The following is a 17,146-nucleotide window of genomic DNA, read 5'->3' on the forward strand; positions in this document are numbered from 1 at the left end:
CTCCCCGGATCAGCGCGGCAAGGGGCCCTAGGGCTTCAGCAACCCGGCCCGGCGCAGCGCGTCCGCCATCGCGTCATTGGCCGGGGGCGGCCCCTGCCGCTCCTTGCGCTGACCCTGGCCGCCGCCCTGCCGCTGGCCCTGCCCCTGGCCTTGTCGCTGGGGGCGCTGGCCGCCCTGCTGCCGCTGCTGCGGGGGACGCCCGCCCCGCTTGGGCTGCTCGCCGTCCGCCGGGCTCGCCTCGTCGTCCAGGCGCAGCGTCAGCGAGATCCGCTTGCGCGGAATGTCGACGTCCATCACCTTCACCTTGACGATGTCGCCCGGCTTCACCACGTCCCGCGGGTCCTTGACGAACGTCTTGGACATCGCGGAGACATGCACGAGCCCGTCCTGGTGGACGCCGATGTCCACGAAGGCGCCGAACGCCGCCACGTTCGTGACGACGCCTTCCAGGACCATCCCGGACGCCAGGTCGGAGAGCTTCTCGACGCCGTCCTTGAAGGTCGCCGTCTTGAACGCGGGACGCGGGTCGCGTCCGGGCTTCTCCAGCTCCTTGAGGATGTCGCTCACGGTGGGCAGACCGAAGGACTCGTCCACGAACTCGTCGGCCCGCAGCGAGCGCAGCGTCGCCGTGTCGCCGATGAGCGAGGCGACCTCGCCGCCCGTCTTCTTCGCCATCTTGCGGACCACGGGATACGCCTCGGGGTGCACGCTGGACGCGTCGAGCGGGTCGTCGCCGCCCCGGATGCGCAGGAAGCCCGCGCACTGTTCGTACGCCTTGGGGCCCAGGCGTGCCACGTCCTTGAGGCCCTTGCGGGAGGAGAAGGGGCCGTTCGTGTCGCGGTGCGACACGATGTTCTCGGCGAGGCCCGCGCCGATGCCGGAGACCCGGGAGAGCAGTGGGGCGGACGCCGTGTTCACGTCGACGCCGACGCCGTTCACACAGTCCTCGACGACCGCGTCGAGCGAGCGCGACAGCTTCATCTCGGAGAGGTCGTGCTGGTACTGGCCGACGCCGATGGACTTCGGGTCGATCTTCACCAGCTCGGCGAGCGGGTCCTGGAGGCGGCGTGCGATGGACACGGCGCCGCGCAGCGACACGTCCATGTCGGGCAGCTCCTGCGAGGCGAAGGCCGACGCGGAGTACACCGAGGCGCCCGCTTCGGAGACCATCACCTTCGTGAGGTTCAACTCCGGGTGCTTCGTGATGAGTTCACCGGCGAGCTTGTCCGTCTCGCGGGACGCCGTGCCGTTCCCGATCGCGATCAGGTCGACCGCGTGCTCCTTGGCGAGCTTCGCGAGGGTGGCCAGGGACTGGTCCCACTTGTTCGCGGGGACGTGCGGGTTGATGACGTCCGTCGCCACGACCTTGCCGGTCGCGTCGACCACGGCGACCTTCACGCCCGTACGGAAACCGGGGTCGAGCCCCAGCGTCGCGCGCGTGCCCGCCGGTGCGGCCAGGAGGAGGTCGCGCAGGTTCGACGCGAAGACACGCACGGCCTCGTCCTCCGCGGTCGTGCGCAGCCGAAGGCGAAGGTCGATGCCCAGGTGCACCAGGATGCGGGTGCGCCAGGACCAACGCACGGTGTCCTGAAGCCACTTGTCCCCGGGGCGCCCCCGGTCGACCACCCCGAAGCGGTGGGCGACCATCCCCTCGTACGAGGACGGTCCCTCCGTGGCCTCCTCCGGTTCCAGGACGAGGTCGAGGACGTCCTCCTTCTCGCCGCGCAGCATCGCGAGGATGCGGTGCGACGGCAGCTCCTTGAAGGGCTCGGCGAAGTCGAAGTAGTCGGCGAACTTGGCGCCCGCCTCCTCCTTGCCGTCGCGGACCTTCGCGGCGAGACGGCCGCGCACCCACATGCGCTCGCGCAGCTCGCCGATGAGGTCGGCGTCCTCGGAGAACCGCTCGGCGAGGATCGCGCGGGCGCCGTCGAGCGCGGCCTGCGGGTCGGCCACGCCCTTGTCGGCGTCCACGAAGGCCGCCGCCGCGGCGAGCGGCTCCACCGACGGATCGCCGAGCAGGCCGTCGGCCAGCGGTTCCAGTCCGGCCTCACGGGCGATCTGCGCCTTCGTGCGGCGCTTCGGCTTGAACGGCAGGTAGATGTCCTCGAGCCGCGCCTTGGTGTCGGCGGCGCGGATCTGCGCCTCAAGATCGTCGGTGAGCTTGCCCTGCTCGCGCACCGATTCGAGGATCGCCGCGCGCCGGTCCTCGAGCTCCCGCAGATAGCGCAGCCGCTCCTCGAGCGTGCGCAGCTGCGCGTCGTCGAGCATCTCGGTCGCTTCCTTGCGGTAGCGAGCGATGAAGGGCACCGTCGAGCCGCCGTCGAGCAGGTCGACGGCGGCCTTCACCTGCCGCTCCCGTACGCCGAGTTCTTCGGCGATCCTGCCTTCGATCGATGCTGGAGTGGACGTCTGCAGAGGTGCCACGTTTCCCGCCTTCTCACTGGGGTTGCCGGGCAATTGTGGCAGGTGGCACCGACAGCGGGGGGATCACACCCGGCGTGCCCGCCCCGACGGGCGCTCTGTCTACGCCTTGCCGAGCAGGTCCGCGGGGAACGCCCCCGCCTCCAGCGCCGCGCCCGCGAACACCGTGCCGAGGTCGGTGAGGCGCTCGACGCCCGCCTCGCCCAGGTGTTCGTACGGCGCCCGGTCGAGGCGGTCCGTGGCCTCCTCGATCTCCTGGCGCAGCTCGACTCCGGCCTCCGTCAGCTCGGACTCCCCGTCGTGCAGTCCGCGGGCGTGGAGCCGCTGCACGGCCGCGTCCCATTCCTCCTGGTTCCAGCCGCGGGTGGAGAAGTTCCACTTCGGCGTCGTGCCCTTGCCGGTCGCCGTGTGGCTCACCAGCGCCTCGAGGCCGTCGAGTTCGGCGTTCTGCAGGACCGTGAGGTGCCCGTCGCCCCGGTGCTCGCGCAGCAGCGTCGCGGCGTGCCAGAGCGCGAGATGCGGCTGCTCGGGGACGGGCAGGTCCGCGTGGGCGGAGTACAGCGGCCGTGCGGAACGGGAGCAGGCCTCGGTGGCGCGCAGCGCGAGCTCGGCCGCCTCCGCCATCTCCGGGGACGTGAGCGCTTCCTCGCCCAGGAGGCGGCGCAGGGTCGCGTCGACGGTGCGCGCGCGTGCCGCGAGGACGTCCTCGGGGGACGCGGTGCGCCAGATGCCGGGCACGTGCCGGGCGACGAGTTCGTGCTTGTAGTTGTAGAACGCCGCGGTGACCACTCCGGCGCCGACCGGTCCCATCGCCGCCGTGCGCACGGCGAAATTGACGGCCTTGGGGTGGGTGATCCCGATGCCGGCGAGCTCGCGCGCCGCGTCGGGCGAGAAGTAGTGCGTCGAGTGCAGCGAATTGAGCACGTTGTGACATCGACGTCCCGCGCGGGGGTGCAGTGCGGCGGCCGGGGAGGGGGGCGTGAGTGAAGTCATGGATGCACGTTACCGACTGGTTGGTATGAGGTGAAGTCCGGGGCGCACGCGCAGCCGGGCCCCGCGGCGTCACATGCGCGGACGGCGCGGAAGCGAAGCCTGATGGCCGGAAAAGTGGGCTATTTGTCATTGCGGCCATCGCGCGCGAGGCCAAGAATCGGGGCATGGAGCAGAGAACCGTCCTGGTCGTCCTCTTCGACGGGGTGCAGAGCCTCGATGTCACGGGACCGGTGGAGGTCTTCGCGGGCGCGGCCGTCTGCCGCGGGGGCGACGTGTCGGCGTACCGCATCCACACCGCGTCCCTGGACGGCGCTCCCGTACGTACCTCCAGCGGGCTCACGCTCGTACCGGACTCCTCCCTCGCCGACGCCCCCGCACCGCACACCCTGCTCGCCCCGGGCGGCCTCGGCGGCGGCCAGGCCGATCCCCGCCTGATCGACTGGCTGCGGACGAACGCCCCGCGCGCCCGGCGCCTGGTCTCGGTCTGCACCGGCGCCGTCCTGCTCGCCGAAGCGGGCCTCCTGGACGGCCGCCGGGTGACGACCCACTGGGCGTTCTGCGCCGGCCTCGCCCGTGATCACCCCGCCGTCGAGGTCGACCCCGACCCGATCTTCGTCCGCGACGGCCACGTCGCGACGTCCGCGGGCGTGACCGCGGGCATCGACCTGGCCCTGGCTCTCGTCGAGGAGGACCTGGGCCGGGACGAGGCGCTGACGGTCGCGCGGCATCTCGTGGTCTTCCTGCGGCGCCCGGGGAACCAGGCGCAGTTCAGTGCCCAGCTCTCCGCGCAGACCGCCCGGCGCGAACCCCTGCGCGAGGTCCAGCAGTGGATCACCGAACACCCGGACGAGGACCTCTGCGTCGAGTCGCTCGCCGCCCGCGCCCGGCTCTCTCCCCGGCACTTCGCCCGCGCGTTCCAGACGGAGACGGGGATGACGCCGGGCAAGTACGTCGAGCGCGTACGCGTCGAGCACGCGCGCCGCCTCCTGGAGGAGACCTCCGACGGGGTCGAGGAGGTCTCGCGCGCCTGTGGCTACGGCACACCGGAGTCGATGCGCAGGGCCTTCGTCAAGATCCTCGGGTCGGCCCCCGCCGAGTACCGGCGACGCTTCCACGCCCCTGCCGCAGTCCTGGCCAAAACCCCTGTCGGCGCTCCCGTCGGCGGTCCTGCCGGAGAACGGAGCCCGGCTGCGGCGGCTGCGAGGCGGCCAAGGGCGCGGTCGAGGCCATGACCCTGGTCCTGGCGGGCGCGAGGAGCTGATCGCCGAGATCGCCTCCGCCGCGCACGGGGGACTGTGAGCCGCCTCAGCCGACAGCGGTGTCGTCGCTGGGAGTCCAGGTGAAACGCGGCTCGCGGCGCTCCAGGAAGGCGGTGACCCCCTCGGCGGTGTCCCCGCCGGGCTCCCCGCCCGCGCGCGCCTGTTCGCCCCAGTAGGCATCCCGGGCTGCCTGGTCAGGGCGGCCCTCGGTGAACTCCTTGGCGGCCGCCTGCGTCAGCTGCGAGCGCGCGGCGAGGATCTTGGTGAACTCCGCGACCCGCTTGTCGAGCTCGCCCGCGGGCAGCACCTCGTCCACCAGGCCGGTGCGCAGCGCACGCCCCGCGTCGATCAACTCGCCGGAGAACAGCAGGTACTTGGCGGTGGCGGGTCCCACGAGCGACACCAGGCGCCGCGTGGACGACGACGGGTAGACGACCCCCAGCTTCGCCGGAGTGATCCCGAACAGGGCGCCCTCGTCCGCGAACCGCAGATCGCAGGCCGCGGCCAGCTGGCTCCCGCCGCCCACGCAGTAGCCCCGCACCGCGGCGAGCGCCGGCTTCGGGAAGGCCGCGAGCGCCTCCTCGGCCCGTACCGCCAGATCCTGCGCCTCGCCCGGCGACTCCCTCAGCGAGGAGATGTCGGCGCCCGCGCAGAAGGTCCCGCCCTCGCCGGTCAGGACGAGCGCCCGTACGGCCGGGTCGGCGGCGAGCCCGGCGAGCAGCGGCGGCATCCGACGCCACATGTCCGCCGTCATGGCGTTGCGCTTGGCCGGATGGTCGATGACGACGGTGGCGACGCCGTGGGTGACGGTCTGCCTCAGCTGCGGCTCCATGCGCCGGATGCTATCCGCACTCCTCGAACGTACGATCAAGAAGGGGTGGCCCTGAGAACGGTCGAGAACTGTGCGCAGCGGGGGCGGCAGGACGGAGACGCTGATGGCCCGAACCAAGGGCGCCAAGGCCGCCACACCGGAGGCTCAGGGCGCCAAGCAGCTCAACCGCAGCCTCGGCCTGCTGGCCCTCCTCGGCGCGGTCCTGGCCGTGGCGGGGCTCGTGGGTCTCGTCTACACGGGATTCGCCACCCTCACCTCGATGCTCCTCTTCGGCTGGCTGCTCCTGATCGGCGGCCTCGTCGGACTGCTGCACGCGGTGCAGTCGCGCGGCACGAACTTCTTCTGGCTCGGCGTGGTCGTCGCCGCGCTGAACCTCGCGGCCGGTGTCGTGATCATCCGCAGGCCGGATGTGGCGGCGGAGGCGCTGACGATGTTCGCGGCGCTGCTGTTCCTGACCGGCGGTGTCTTCCGTCTTGTCGGCAGTCTGGTGGTGCGCGGCCCGCAGTTCGGCTGGACGCTCGTGCAGGGAGCCTTCGGCCTCCTGCTCGGCATCCTGGTGCTCGCCAACTGGCCGAGCAGCAGCCAGTACGTGATCGGCTGCTTCTTCTCGCTCGCGCTGCTCTTCGACGGCCTCGGCCTGCTCGCCACGGGGCTCGGCGGGCGCCGGATCGTGAGCATGGTCGCCGAGGCACCGGATTCCGGACGGAACCCAGAACCCGTACAACCCGAAGAAAGCTTGAAAGCGAAACCTGGGGAACAGGAGCAGCCACATAACTGACTCAGTTGGCCGCCAGTGATCAAATGCCGTCGATAGTCGCTGACTTCTGGTCAGTTATCCGGCCCCGGCCTGTGTATTCCCAACACTCGATGTGTGGTGACAATCGAGCGCAAGGGCGGCGACCGGACGATGGACGACGACGGGAGGGGGCCCGGCCCACTCCCTCCGGAGACCGGAAAGGTGCCGTACGAAGGCGTGTGGCGGTTCACGGCCGCCGCCGTCGACGCCTCCGTGCCCCAGGCGCGGCACGCGGTACGTGACCTGCTCGCACGGCAGGGCGTGCCCGCGTCGGACGACCTCGTGCAGGGACTGCTCCTGATCGTCTCCGAACTGGTCACCAACGCGGTGCGGCACGCGGCCGTGCTCTCGCCGATGCTCGCGGTGGAGGTGGCGGTGGGCGCCGAGTGGGTGCGGGTCTCCGTGGAGGACGACCACCCCTACCGCCCGACCGCCCTGGTGGCCGATCACGGCCAGACCGGCGGCCGCGGTCTTCTCCTCGTCCGCGAGATCACGCAGGAGGCGGGCGGTGCCTGCGACGTCGATCACACCGCGAGCGGGGGCAAGGTCATCTGGGCCGCCCTGCCCCTGAAACCCAACGGCTCCGCACCGACCGGGAGTTGACTCACCAACCGGCGGAAGGCCCCGTCAGCTCCCGGATCGCGGGCCGCGCCGCGTCAAGGACGGTCATGAACCACGCGGAGAACGACCCCTCCGCATGCCGCAGCGCCAGCTCGTCGGCCGTCACGAAGGCGGTCTCGCCGACCTCGGACGGCTCGGGCCGCAGCGGCGACTGGACCATCCCCACGAAGAGATGGTTGAACTCCTGCTCCACCAGGCCGGAGTCGGGGTCCGGGTGGTTGTAGCGCACGGTGCCGGCCTCCGCGAGCAGCGAGGGCGAGACACCCAGCTCCTCGTACGTCCGGCGGGCGGCGGCCGCGAACGGCGCCTCGCCGGGGTACGGGTGGCCGCAGCAGGTGTTCGACCAGACGCCGGGGGAGTGGTACTTGCCCAGGGCGCGCTGCTGCAGCAGGAGCCGCCCCTGTTCGTCGAAGAGGAAAACAGAGAACGCCCGGTGCAATTGCCCGGGCGCCTGATGCGCGGAGAGTTTCTCCGCTGTGCCGATCGTCCTGCCGTCCTCGTCCACGAGTTCCAGCAAGATCGCTTCTCCGGTGCCGTTCGACGAGTTGTTCGCCGCGGTGGCAGGTGTGGTCGGCATACGCATCCTTCGCTTCGGTCTTCGAACCTCAAGTCTGCCGTACGCGAGGGGCCCTCCCGGCAAGGAACCACCGGAGACCACCCTCAAGGGGTCAGTGGCAGAGCATCGCCTCGTGCTCCGCGTGGCCGACCGGTTCCAGTTGGAAGGTGCAGTGCTCGACGTCGAAGTGGTCGCCCAGGCATCCCTGCAGTTCGTGCAGCATCTTCTCGTTGCCGATCGCGTTCAGCGTCTCGGAGCTGACGACCACATGTGCGGAGAGGACCGGCATCCCCGAGGTGATGGTCCAGGCGTGCAGGTCGTGGACGTCCTCGACGCCCGGCAGATCCAGTATGTGCGAGCGGACCTCTGCCATGTCGACGCCCTTGGGAGCGGATTCCAGGAGCACGTTCAGGGTCTCCCGCAGCAGCTTCACCGTACGCGGGACGATCATGAGGCCGATGACGAGCGAGGCGATCGGGTCCGCCGCCTGCCAGCCGGTGGTCAGGATCAGGACCGCGGCGACGATCACCGCCAAGGAGCCGAGCGCGTCGGCCATGACCTCCAGGAAGGCGCCGCGCACGTTCAGGCTGTCCTTCTGGCCGCGCATCAGGAGCGAGAGCGAGATCATGTTCGCCACCAGGCCGACGACGCCGAAGACGATGGTCAGTCCGCCCTCGGTCTCGGCGGGCGTGATGAACCGCTGGATCGCCTCGTACAGGACGTAGCCGCCGACGCCGAGCAGCAGCAGACAGTTGGCGAGCGCGGCGAGGATCTCGGCGCGGGCGTAGCCGAAGGTGCGGTTCTGGGTCGCCGGGCGGTTCGCGAACTGGATCGCGAGCAGCGCCATGCCCAGGCCGAGCGCGTCCGTCGCCATATGCGTCGCGTCCGCGATGAGCGCGAGCGAATCCGCCATGACGCCGCCGACGATCTCGACCACCATGACGGTGATCGTGATCGAGAGCGCGATACGAAGCCGCCCTCGGTACGCCGCTGTAGCGGTCCCCCCGTGCGTGTGTCCGTGGTCGTGCCCAGCCCCCATGGCGGCCGCCTCCGTGTGCTCGGTGTCGGTCTGCTGTTCCCCGGTCGCGCGTCTGTCGCGATCACAGTGAACTACGGGTGGGGGGTACCCGGCAACACGGCACTGAACACCGTTGTCATATGCTCTGACCTGCGGAAATGACCGCAGGTCAGAGCGCTGGCGCCGCTAGCCCCTGCGCGCCTGCGGGTGGTGGAGGCACCAGCCCGCCCACGCGGATTCGACCATCTCGCGTACACCGCGCCGCGCCTTGAAGCCCAGTTCCTCGGCGGCCAGGCTCGCGTCGGCGACGGCGCGCGGTGCGTCGCCCTCGCGGCCCGGCTCGACGAGCGCCGGGCGCCTGTCGCCGGAGATCTCACCGATGAGAGTGACGAGTTCGCGTACGGAAACACCCTCGCCCCGGCCGATGTTCACCGTCAGGTCACCCTCGGGGTGCGCCTCGACGCGGCGGGCCGCCGCGAGGTGGGCGTCGGCGAGGTCCGCGACGTGGATGTAGTCGCGCACGCACGTGCCGTCCGGCGTCGGATGGCCGTCGCCGAAGATCCGCGGCGCCTCGTCGCGGGTGAGCCGGTCGAAGACCATCGGGATCACGTTGTAGACCCCGGTGTCCGCGAGCTCGGGGGCCGCGGCGCCCGCCACGTTGAAGTAGCGCAAGCACACGGTCGCCATGCCGTGCGCCCGCCCCGCGGCCCGTACCAGCCACTCCCCGGCGAGCTTCGTCTCGCCGTAGGGGTTGATCGGGACGCAGGGGGTGGACTCCGACACCAGGTCCACGTCGGGCGGGTTGCCGTACACCGCGGCCGACGAGGAGAAGACGAACCGCTTGATCCCGGCCTCGGCCACCGCTTCGAGGAGCGTCACCAGGCCGCCCAGGTTCTCCCGGTAGTAGCGCAGCGGCTGCTCCACGGACTCGCCGACCTGCTTGCGGGCCGCGAGATGCACGACACCCGTCACACCGTGCTCGGCGAAGACCCGCCGCAGCAGCTCACCGTCGAGCGAAGAGCCCCTAATGAGAGGGATGTCCGCGGGCAGCCGCTCGGGCACCCCCGCCGAGACGTCGTCGAGAACGATGACCCGCTCCCCGGCGCCCGCCATCGCCCGCGCCACATGCGCCCCGATATATCCCGCTCCACCTGTGATCATCCATGTCATGGGCGTCGACTTTATGTCGTTTGTGCCGGTCGCATGAAGCGCGGTTTGTGGCTGCCGCCTCCGATCGACCATGATGATCGAGTTGGTGGCGGCCCTCGCAGGCCGCGCTTATCGGGCCGTGAACGGGCGGTGAACGCCCGCTTCCCATCATCCGATAGCCTCTGCCGACGTGCCGCCCGGCCGCTGCAGGCCAGGGGCGCCCCCCATCACGCACGTGCCCGGCGCGAGCCGCGCCGGGAATCAAGGAGTGAGTTCGTCTGTCGACCGCCATCCTGACCGGTCAGCCGGTCCCCGGGTCGCCGCTCGAAGGCGATCTGCGGTCCCTGGGGTTTGACGTCCGGGTCGCGTCCGACGCGGCGGACACCGAGACGCTGCTCGCCGCCGTCCCGGCCGGAGAGCGTGTCGCGGTCGTGGACGCGCGCTTCGTGGGCCACGTCCACGCGCTCCGCCTGGGCCTGACCGACCCGCGCTTCGCCGCATCCGCCGTCCCCGGCGCCGTCTGCGCGCAGCCCGAGGCACGGGCCGACCTCGACCACGCGCTGCGCGCCACCACCGGCTCCGGCAACGGCGGCGGCTCCGCGCTCACGGTCGAGGCGATCGCCGACCACGTCGCCGAGGCGATCGAGGCCTCAGGCCGCGCACTCAACCGCCCCGACCTCGGCACCCTCGTCGCCACTGTGCCCAGCGACCCGCAGGCCCGCAACGAGGCACGCCAGGCCGTCGCCGCCGTGGACGACGAAGCCGTACGCCTGCGCACCGCCGTCAAGTCGCGGGACGGCTTCTTCACGACGTACTGCATCTCCCCTTACTCCCGCTACATCGCCCGCTGGTGCGCGCGCCGCGGCCTCACCCCGAACCAGGTCACCACCGCGTCGCTGCTCGTCGCCCTGATCGCGGCGGGTTCCGCGGCCACCGGCACCCGCGCCGGCTTCATCGCGGCGGGCCTCCTTCTGCTCTTCTCCTTCGTCCTGGACTGCACGGACGGGCAGCTCGCCCGCTACTCCCTGCAGTACTCGACCCTCGGCGCCTGGCTCGACGCGACCTTCGACCGCGCCAAGGAGTACGCCTACTACGCGGGCCTCGCCCTCGGCGCGGCCAACGCCACGGGCGACGACGTATGGGCGCTCGCGCTCGGCGCGATGGTCCTGCAGACCTGCCGGCACGTCGTGGACTTCTCCTTCAACGAGGCGAACCACGACGCGACCGCCAACACCAGCCCCACCGCGGCCCTCTCCGACAAGCTCGACAGCGTCGGCTGGACCGTCTGGCTGCGCCGGATGATCGTCCTCCCGATCGGTGAGCGCTGGGCGCTGATCGCCGTGCTCACCGCGGTCACCACACCCCGCATCACCCTGATCGTGCTGCTCATCGGCTGCGGTCTCGCTGCCTGCTACACCACGGCGGGGCGCGTCCTGCGCTCGCTGACCCGCAGGGCGACCCGCACCGACCGCGCCGCGCAGGCACTCGCGGACCTCTCCGACAGCGGGCCGCTCGCGTCCGCCTTCGCGGCGCTCGGGCGCGGCCGCCTGCCCCTGCCCGCCCCGGTCATCGCCTTCGTCGGCGGCGCCGTGGTCGTCTGCGTGGCGGGTCTCACGTCGTACGGCAGCCCCTGGGTGGTCGTCGCCGCGGTCATCTACGTCATCACTTCGGGTCTCGCCGTCGCCCGCCCCCTCAAGGGCACCCTCGACTGGCTGGTCCCGCCGTTCTTCCGCGCGGCCGAGTACGGCACGATCCTGCTGCTCGCCGCCAAGGCGGACGTGAACGGCGCCTTGCCCGCGGCTTTCGGACTGGTGTCCGCCGTCGCCTACCATCACTACGACACGGTGTACCGCATCCGCGGCGACGCCGGCGCCCCTCCGCACTGGCTGGTGCGGGCGATCGTCGGACACGAAGGCAGGACCCTTGTGGTCGCTGTCGCCGCCGCTCTGCTCACCGGCACAGATTTCACCGTCGCGCTCACGGCACTCGCCGTGGCCGTGGCACTCGTGGTGCTCGTCGAGAGCATCCGCTACTGGGTGACCGCTCACAAGCGCGGCGCACCCGCCGTACACGATGAAGGAGAACCCGCATGATCGGCCTTGTGCTGGCGGCCGGCGCCGGACGGCGTCTTCGCCCCTACACCGACACGCTTCCCAAGGCCCTGGTGCCGGTCGACGGTGACACCACCATCCTCGATCTGACCCTCGGCAACTTCGCGGAGATCGGTCTCACCGAGGTGGCGATCATCGTCGGCTACCGCAAGGAAGCCGTCTACGACCGCAAGGCGGCGCTCGAGGAGAAGTACGGCCTCAAGCTCACGCTGATCGACAACGACAAGGCCGAGGAGTGGAACAACGCCTACTCCCTCTGGTGCGGTCGTGACGCGATCAAGCACACCGTGATCCTCGCCAACGGCGACACCGTGCACCCGGTCTCCGTCGAGAAGACGCTGCTCGCCGCCCGCGGCGAGGGCAAGAAGATCATCCTCGCCCTCGACACGGTGAAGAACCTCGCCGACGAGGAGATGAAGGTCATCGTGGACCCCGAGAAGGGCGTCCAGAAGATCACCAAGCTGATGGACCCCGCGTCCGCCACCGGTGAGTACATCGGTGTCACGCTCATCGAGGGCGACGCCGCCGAGCAGCTGGCCGACGCCCTGAAGACCACCTTCGAGCGCGACCCCGACCTCTACTACGAGGACGGTTACCAGGAGCTCGTCAACCGCGGCTTCAAGATCGACGTGGAGCCGATCGGCGACGTCAAGTGGGTCGAGATCGACAACCACGACGACCTCGCCAAGGGCCGGGAGATCGCGTGCCAGTACTGACGAGGCTCATCCCCTCGCCGGTCGTCGTGGACATCCGGGCAGGGGCGCTCAACGACCTGGCCGGAGTCCTCGCGGACCAGCGGATCTGCTCGTCAAGCGGCAAGCTCGCCATTGCCATCAGCGGCGGCTCCGGCGCGGTCCTGCGTCAGCGGCTCGAAGCGTCGCTGCCCACCGCCGAGTGGTTCGAGGTGGGCGGCGGCACGCTCGACGACGCCATCAAGCTCGCCGACGCCATCAAGAAGGGCCGCTACGACGCGGTCGTCGGCCTCGGCGGCGGCAAGATCATCGACTGCGCCAAGTTCGCCGCCGCGCGGGTCGGCGCGCCGCTGGTCGCCGTCGCGACGAACCTGTCGCACGACGGCCTCTGCTCGCCGGTCGCCACGCTCGACAACGACGCGGGCCGCGGCTCGTACGGAGTCCCGAACCCCATCGCGGTCGTCATCGACCTCGATGTGATCCGCGAGGCTCCCGTACGTTTCGTGCGCTCCGGCATCGGCGACGCCGTGTCCAACATCTCCGCGATCGCGGACTGGGAGCTCGCCGCACGCGAGCGCGGCGAGGACATCGACGGCCTCGCGGCCGCGATGGCGCGCCAGGCGGGCGAGGCCGTCCTGCGGCACCCCGGTGGCGTCGGCGACGACGCCTTCCTGCAGGTCCTCGCCGAGGGTCTGGTCCTCACCGGCATCGCGATGTCCGTGTCGGGCGACTCCCGCCCGGCGTCCGGCGCCTGCCACGAGATCAACCACGCCTTCGATCTCCTCTTCCCCAAGCGCGCGGCGAGCCACGGCGAGCAGTGCGGCCTGGGTGCGGCCTTCGCGATGTTCCTGCGCGGGGCGAAGGAGGAGTCCGCGTACATGGTGGAGGTGCTGCGCAGGCACGGCCTCCCCGTGACGCCTCAGGAGATCGGCTTCACCGTGGACGAGTTCGTCCAGGTCGTGGAGTACGCCCCGCAGACGCGCCCCGGGCGCTACACGATCCTCGAGCACCTCAATCTGAATTCCGACCAGATCAAGGACGCATACGCCGACTATGCCAAGGCCATCGGTAGCTGAACTCCGCCCCGTCGTTCACCCCGCAGGGGTGAAGGACCGGCGCAGCGGTGAGCACTGGGCGGGACGCCTGTACATGCGAGAGATCTCGCTGCGCTGCGACCGCTACCTGGTGAACACCAGGATCACGCCCAACCAGCTCACGTACCTGATGACCGTGGCCGGCGCCCTCGCCGCCCCGGCCCTCCTGGTACCGGGGATCACGGGCGCCGTGCTCGGCGTGCTCATGGTCCAGCTGTATCTCCTGCTCGACTGCGTCGACGGCGAGATCGCCCGCTGGCGCAAGCAGTACTCGATGGCCGGGGTCTACCTCGACCGGGTCGCCGCCTACCTGTGCGACGCCGCGGTCCTGGTCGGCTTCGGGCTTCGCGCCGCCGACCTGTGGGGCTCGGGCCGGATCGACTGGCTGTGGGCCTTCCTCGGCACGCTCGCCGCGCTCGGCGCCATCCTGATCAAGGCGGAGACCGACCTCGTCGGTGTCGCCCGGCACCAGCAGGGCCTCGCGCCGGTCAAGGAGTCGGCCTCCGAGCCGCGCTCGTCCGGCATGGCCCTGGCCCGCAAGGCCGCCGGAGCCCTCAAGTTCCACCGGCTCGTGCTCGGCATCGAGGCGTCCCTGCTCATCCTGGTCCTCGCGATCGTGGACCAGGCGCGGGGCGACCTGTTCTTCTCGCGGCTCGGTGTCGCCGTACTGGCCGGTATCGCGCTGCTCCAGACGCTCCTGCACCTCGTGTCCATCCTCGCCTCCAGCAGGCTCAAGTGAGTGCGGCGGGGAGCCGGCCCCTGAAGGTCGGCGCGGTCATCATCACCATGGGCAACAGGCCGCAGGAGCTGCGCGCCCTGCTCGACTCGGTCGCCAAGCAGGACGGCGACCCGGTCGAGGTGGTGGTCGTCGGCAACGGCGCCCCCGTGCCCGACGTCCCCGAAGGCGTACGCACCGTCGAACTGCCCGAGAACCTCGGCATCCCCGGCGGCCGCAACGTCGGCATCGAGGCGTTCGGCCCCGGCGGCACCGACGTCGACGTCCTCCTCTTCCTCGACGACGACGGCCTCCTGGCGAACACGGACACGGCCCAGCTGTGCCGCGAGGCCTTCACCGCCGACCCGAAGCTCGGCATCATCAGCTTCCGCATCGCCGACCCGGAGACCGGGGAGACCCAGCGCCGTCACGTCCCGCGGCTGCGCGCGGCAGACCCGATGCGCTCCTCGCGCGTCACGACCTTCCTCGGCGGCGCCAACGCCGTCCGTACGCAGGTCATGGCCGAGGTCGGCGGTCTGCCCGACGAGTTCTTCTACGCCCATGAGGAGACCGACCTCGCCTGGCGTGCGCTGAACGCGGGCTGGATGATCGACTACCGCGCCGACATGGTGCTCTTCCACCCGACGACCGCCCCGTCCCGGCACGCGGTCTACCACCGGATGGTCGCCCGCAACCGCGTCTGGCTCGCCCGCCGTAATCTGCCCGCGCTCCTCGTCCCGGTCTACCTCGGTGTGTGGATGCTCCTGACCCTGGCCAGGCGGCCTTCGGGCCCCGCGCTCAAGGCGTGGTTCGGCGGGTTCAAGGAGGGCTGGACCACGCCCTGCGGACCTCGCAAGCCGATGAGGTGGCGTACGGTGTGGCGCCTGACCCGACTGGGCCGACCTCCTGTCATCTGAGAAGCTCGGGTCTGAGAACATCTGGGCCATACTCCGGTCCCTGGCCCATGCCTACGCCCGACCGGCTGCGCATCTGAAGACGAAAGTTTCCACTCGTGAGTGAGACAACGCATGACGGCGGAGTCGCGGTGACAGCATCCCCGTCGACACCGCCGCCCGATGACGGGCTCTCCCGGGCCGATCTCGCCGCCAAGTACGGTCTGACCGTCAGCGGCGCACGGCCCGGACTTTTCGAGTACGTCCACCAGCTCTGGGGACGGCGCCACTTCATCCTCGCCTTCTCGCAGGCGAAGCTGACCGCCCAGTACAGCCAGGCCAAGCTCGGCCAGCTGTGGCAGGTGGCGACGCCGCTCCTGAACGCCGCGGTCTACTTCTTCATCTTCGGACTGCTGCTCGGCGCGAGGAAGGGCATCGACCACGACATCTACGTGCCGTTCCTGGTCACGGGTGTCTTCGTCTTCACCTTCACGCAGAGCTCCGTCATGGCGGGCGTGCGGGCGATCTCCGGGAACCTCGGCCTGGTCAGGGCGCTGCACTTCCCGCGCGCCTCGCTGCCGATCTCCTTCTCGCTCCAGCAGCTCCAGCAGCTGCTGTTCTCGATGATCGTGCTCGTGCTGATCATGCTGGGCTTCGGGATCTTCCCGACCTGGTCCTGGCTCCTGGTGGTCCCGGCGCTCGCCCTGCAGTTCGTCTTCAACACCGGGCTCGCCCTGATCTTCGCGAGGATGGGCAGCAAGACGCCCGACCTCGCCCAGCTCATGCCGTTCGTGATGCGTACGTGGATGTACGCGTCGGGCGTCATGTTCAGCATCCCCGCGATGCTCGCCGACAAGGAGAGCGTGCCGAGCTGGGTCGGGGAGGTTCTCCAGTGGAACCCCGCAGCCGTCTACATGGACCTGATCCGCTTCGCGATGATCGACGACTACGGCAGCTCGTACCTGCCCGACCACGTGTGGTTCATCGCCGTCGGCTGGGCCATCGTGTTCGGCGCGGTCGGCTTCGTGTACTTCTGGAAGGCTGAGGAGCGGTACGGCCGTGGCTGATGAGAACACCGTCGACAAGGTCGACAGGACGCACATCCCCACCGTCATCGCCGACGAGCTGCACATCGTCTACCGCGTGAACGGCGCGAAGACGGGCAAGGGCAGCGCCACCTCCGCGCTGAGCCGCATGTTCAAGCGCGGCGAGGAGCGGGGCGTACGCAAGGTGCACGCCGTGCGCGGCGTCAGCTTCACCTCCTACCGCGGCGAGGCCATCGGCCTGATCGGCTCGAACGGCTCCGGCAAGTCGACCCTGCTCCGCGCCATCGCGGGCCTGCTCCCCGCCGAGCAGGGCAAGGTCTACACCGACGGCCAGCCCTCGCTGCTCGGCGTCAACGCGGCCCTGATGAACGACCTGACGGGCGAGCGCAACGTCATACTCGGCGGACTCGCCATGGGTATGACGCGCGAGCAGATCAGGGAGCGCTACCAGGACATCGTCGACTTCTCGGGCATCAACGAGAAGGGCGACTTCATCACCCTGCCGATGCGCACCTACTCGTCCGGCATGGCGGCCCGCCTGCGCTTCTCCATCGCGGCCGCCAAGGACCACGACGTACTGATGATCGACGAGGCGCTCGCCACCGGCGACCGGAAGTTCCAGAAGCGCTCCGAGGCCCGTATCCGCGAGCTCCGCAAGGAGGCCGGCACGGTCTTCCTCGTCAGTCACAACAACAAGTCCATCCGTGACACCTGTGACCGCGTGCTCTGGCTCGAACGCGGTGAGCTGCGCATGGACGGGCCGACCGACGAGGTCATAAAGGAATACGAGAAGTTCACGGGTAAATAGCCCGCCGCGTACGCCCGAATGCGTGAGGGCCCCACCGGAGTCAACCCGGTGGGGCCCTCGTGCGTCCTGAGTCTTCGACCGCCCCGGCAGCTCTCTCAAGTCCCTTGGGCCCAAGGAAGATTGACGCCAATCGGTGTGTTGT

The 17,146-nt window shown here is 70.3% G+C and carries 17 protein-coding genes; 10 read left to right on the top strand and 7 right to left on the bottom strand.

Features of this window, described 5'->3' with window-relative positions; all coding sequences use genetic code 11:
- Window positions 1-27: 27 nt before the first annotated feature.
- Window positions 28-2,424 (bottom strand): Tex family protein, encoded by a 2,397-nt coding sequence (locus ACZ5CR_RS03280; protein ID WP_468853102.1) that lies wholly within the window; start codon window positions 2,422-2,424, stop codon window positions 28-30.
- Between the two features lie 99 nt (window positions 2,425-2,523).
- On the bottom strand, window positions 2,524-3,414 hold the full coding sequence (locus ACZ5CR_RS03285; RefSeq protein ID WP_468853104.1) for an SCO6745 family protein: 891 nt from the start codon (window positions 3,412-3,414) through the stop codon (window positions 2,524-2,526).
- Between the two features lie 164 nt (window positions 3,415-3,578).
- On the opposite strand from ACZ5CR_RS03285, the gene ACZ5CR_RS03290 reads away from it, so the two are divergent.
- Entirely contained in the window at window positions 3,579-4,646 is a 1,068-nt protein-coding gene (locus ACZ5CR_RS03290) for a GlxA family transcriptional regulator (protein ID WP_468853105.1), read from the top strand.
- 73 nt (window positions 4,647-4,719) lie between these two features.
- Here ACZ5CR_RS03290 and ACZ5CR_RS03295 read toward each other — a convergent pair whose 3' ends face one another.
- Window positions 4,720-5,505, bottom strand: a complete 786-nt coding sequence (locus ACZ5CR_RS03295) for an enoyl-CoA hydratase/isomerase family protein (RefSeq protein ID WP_468853106.1) — start codon at window positions 5,503-5,505, stop codon at window positions 4,720-4,722.
- Between the two features lie 103 nt (window positions 5,506-5,608).
- On the opposite strand from ACZ5CR_RS03295, the gene ACZ5CR_RS03300 reads away from it, so the two are divergent.
- Both ACZ5CR_RS03300 and ACZ5CR_RS03305 read left to right on the top strand, forming a co-directional pair.
- The gene (locus ACZ5CR_RS03300) at window positions 5,609-6,283 is read left to right on the top strand and encodes an HdeD family acid-resistance protein (protein WP_468853108.1); all 675 of its coding nucleotides are present in this window, start codon (window positions 5,609-5,611) and stop codon (window positions 6,281-6,283) included.
- Window positions 6,284-6,412: 129 nt separating this feature from the next.
- Entirely contained in the window at window positions 6,413-6,904 is a 492-nt protein-coding gene (locus tag ACZ5CR_RS03305) for an ATP-binding protein (RefSeq protein ID WP_468853859.1), read from the top strand.
- 1 nt (window position 6,905) lies between these two features.
- On the opposite strand, the gene idi is transcribed toward ACZ5CR_RS03305, so the two are convergent.
- The 4 genes from idi to ACZ5CR_RS03325 form a co-directional block, all read right to left on the bottom strand.
- Window positions 6,906-7,499, bottom strand: a complete 594-nt coding sequence (gene idi / locus ACZ5CR_RS03310; protein WP_468853110.1) for an isopentenyl-diphosphate Delta-isomerase — start codon at window positions 7,497-7,499, stop codon at window positions 6,906-6,908.
- Window positions 7,500-7,590: 91 nt separating this feature from the next.
- Window positions 7,591-8,517 (bottom strand): cation diffusion facilitator family transporter, encoded by a 927-nt coding sequence (locus ACZ5CR_RS03315; RefSeq protein WP_468853111.1) that lies wholly within the window; start codon window positions 8,515-8,517, stop codon window positions 7,591-7,593.
- A 165-nt stretch (window positions 8,518-8,682) separates the two neighbouring features.
- Window positions 8,683-9,666 carry a UDP-glucose 4-epimerase GalE gene (gene galE / locus ACZ5CR_RS03320; RefSeq protein ID WP_468853112.1) on the bottom strand — a complete coding sequence of 328 codons (984 nt, stop codon included), beginning with the start codon at window positions 9,664-9,666 and terminating at the stop codon, window positions 8,683-8,685.
- A gap of 206 nt (window positions 9,667-9,872) precedes the next feature.
- Window positions 9,873-10,100, bottom strand: a complete 228-nt coding sequence (locus ACZ5CR_RS03325; RefSeq protein ID WP_468853113.1) for a hypothetical protein — start codon at window positions 10,098-10,100, stop codon at window positions 9,873-9,875.
- On the opposite strand from ACZ5CR_RS03325, the gene ACZ5CR_RS03330 reads away from it, so the two are divergent.
- From ACZ5CR_RS03330 to ACZ5CR_RS03360, 7 genes are all read left to right on the top strand, one after another.
- Window positions 9,990-11,738, top strand: coding sequence for a DUF5941 domain-containing protein (locus ACZ5CR_RS03330; protein ID WP_468853862.1), 1,749 nt, complete (start codon window positions 9,990-9,992; stop codon window positions 11,736-11,738). The two genes, ACZ5CR_RS03325 and ACZ5CR_RS03330, sit on opposite strands and share 111 nt — an antisense overlap.
- Window positions 11,735-12,472 carry a phosphocholine cytidylyltransferase family protein gene (locus tag ACZ5CR_RS03335; RefSeq protein WP_468853115.1) on the top strand — a complete coding sequence of 246 codons (738 nt, stop codon included), beginning with the start codon at window positions 11,735-11,737 and terminating at the stop codon, window positions 12,470-12,472. Before ACZ5CR_RS03330 ends, ACZ5CR_RS03335 begins: the two co-directional genes overlap by 4 nt.
- Entirely contained in the window at window positions 12,460-13,524 is a 1,065-nt protein-coding gene (locus tag ACZ5CR_RS03340; protein ID WP_468853117.1) for an iron-containing alcohol dehydrogenase family protein, read from the top strand. The genes ACZ5CR_RS03335 and ACZ5CR_RS03340 overlap by 13 nt, the downstream gene beginning before the upstream one ends.
- Window positions 13,502-14,281 carry a CDP-alcohol phosphatidyltransferase family protein gene (locus ACZ5CR_RS03345; protein ID WP_468853118.1) on the top strand — a complete coding sequence of 260 codons (780 nt, stop codon included), beginning with the start codon at window positions 13,502-13,504 and terminating at the stop codon, window positions 14,279-14,281. Before ACZ5CR_RS03340 ends, ACZ5CR_RS03345 begins: the two co-directional genes overlap by 23 nt.
- A 47-nt stretch (window positions 14,282-14,328) precedes the next feature.
- Window positions 14,329-15,174: a glycosyltransferase family 2 protein gene (locus tag ACZ5CR_RS03350; RefSeq protein ID WP_468853865.1), complete on the top strand. Its 846-nt coding sequence runs from the start codon at window positions 14,329-14,331 to the stop codon at window positions 15,172-15,174.
- Window positions 15,175-15,269: 95 nt separating this feature from the next.
- Window positions 15,270-16,217 (top strand): ABC transporter permease, encoded by a 948-nt coding sequence (locus ACZ5CR_RS03355; protein WP_468853119.1) that lies wholly within the window; start codon window positions 15,270-15,272, stop codon window positions 16,215-16,217.
- Window positions 16,210-17,004, top strand: coding sequence for an ABC transporter ATP-binding protein (locus ACZ5CR_RS03360; RefSeq protein ID WP_389900454.1), 795 nt, complete (start codon window positions 16,210-16,212; stop codon window positions 17,002-17,004). The genes ACZ5CR_RS03355 and ACZ5CR_RS03360 overlap by 8 nt, the downstream gene beginning before the upstream one ends.
- Window positions 17,005-17,146 lie beyond the last annotated feature (142 nt).

It is taken from the genome of Streptomyces sp. NPDC031274, from assembly GCF_055570235.1.

What these genes read in the sequence shown, in the direction of transcription:
- ACZ5CR_RS03285 (WP_468853104.1), bottom strand. Translation starts at nt 3,414, where the DNA reads ATGACTTCACTCACGCCCCCCTCCCCGGCCGCCGCACTGCACCCCCGC.
- ACZ5CR_RS03290 (WP_468853105.1), top strand. Translation starts at nt 3,579, where the DNA reads ATGGAGCAGAGAACCGTCCTGGTCGTCCTCTTCGACGGGGTGCAGAGC.
- ACZ5CR_RS03295 (WP_468853106.1), bottom strand. Translation starts at nt 5,505, where the DNA reads ATGGAGCCGCAGCTGAGGCAGACCGTCACCCACGGCGTCGCCACCGTC.
- ACZ5CR_RS03300 (WP_468853108.1), top strand. Translation starts at nt 5,609, where the DNA reads ATGGCCCGAACCAAGGGCGCCAAGGCCGCCACACCGGAGGCTCAGGGC.
- ACZ5CR_RS03305 (WP_468853859.1), top strand. Translation starts at nt 6,413, where the DNA reads ATGGACGACGACGGGAGGGGGCCCGGCCCACTCCCTCCGGAGACCGGA.
- idi (WP_468853110.1), bottom strand. Translation starts at nt 7,499, where the DNA reads ATGCCGACCACACCTGCCACCGCGGCGAACAACTCGTCGAACGGCACC.
- ACZ5CR_RS03315 (WP_468853111.1), bottom strand. Translation starts at nt 8,517, where the DNA reads ATGGGGGCTGGGCACGACCACGGACACACGCACGGGGGGACCGCTACA.
- galE (WP_468853112.1), bottom strand. Translation starts at nt 9,666, where the DNA reads ATGACATGGATGATCACAGGTGGAGCGGGATATATCGGGGCGCATGTG.
- ACZ5CR_RS03335 (WP_468853115.1), top strand. Translation starts at nt 11,735, where the DNA reads ATGATCGGCCTTGTGCTGGCGGCCGGCGCCGGACGGCGTCTTCGCCCC.
- ACZ5CR_RS03345 (WP_468853118.1), top strand. Translation starts at nt 13,502, where the DNA reads ATGCCAAGGCCATCGGTAGCTGAACTCCGCCCCGTCGTTCACCCCGCA.
- ACZ5CR_RS03350 (WP_468853865.1), top strand. Translation starts at nt 14,329, where the DNA reads ATGGGCAACAGGCCGCAGGAGCTGCGCGCCCTGCTCGACTCGGTCGCC.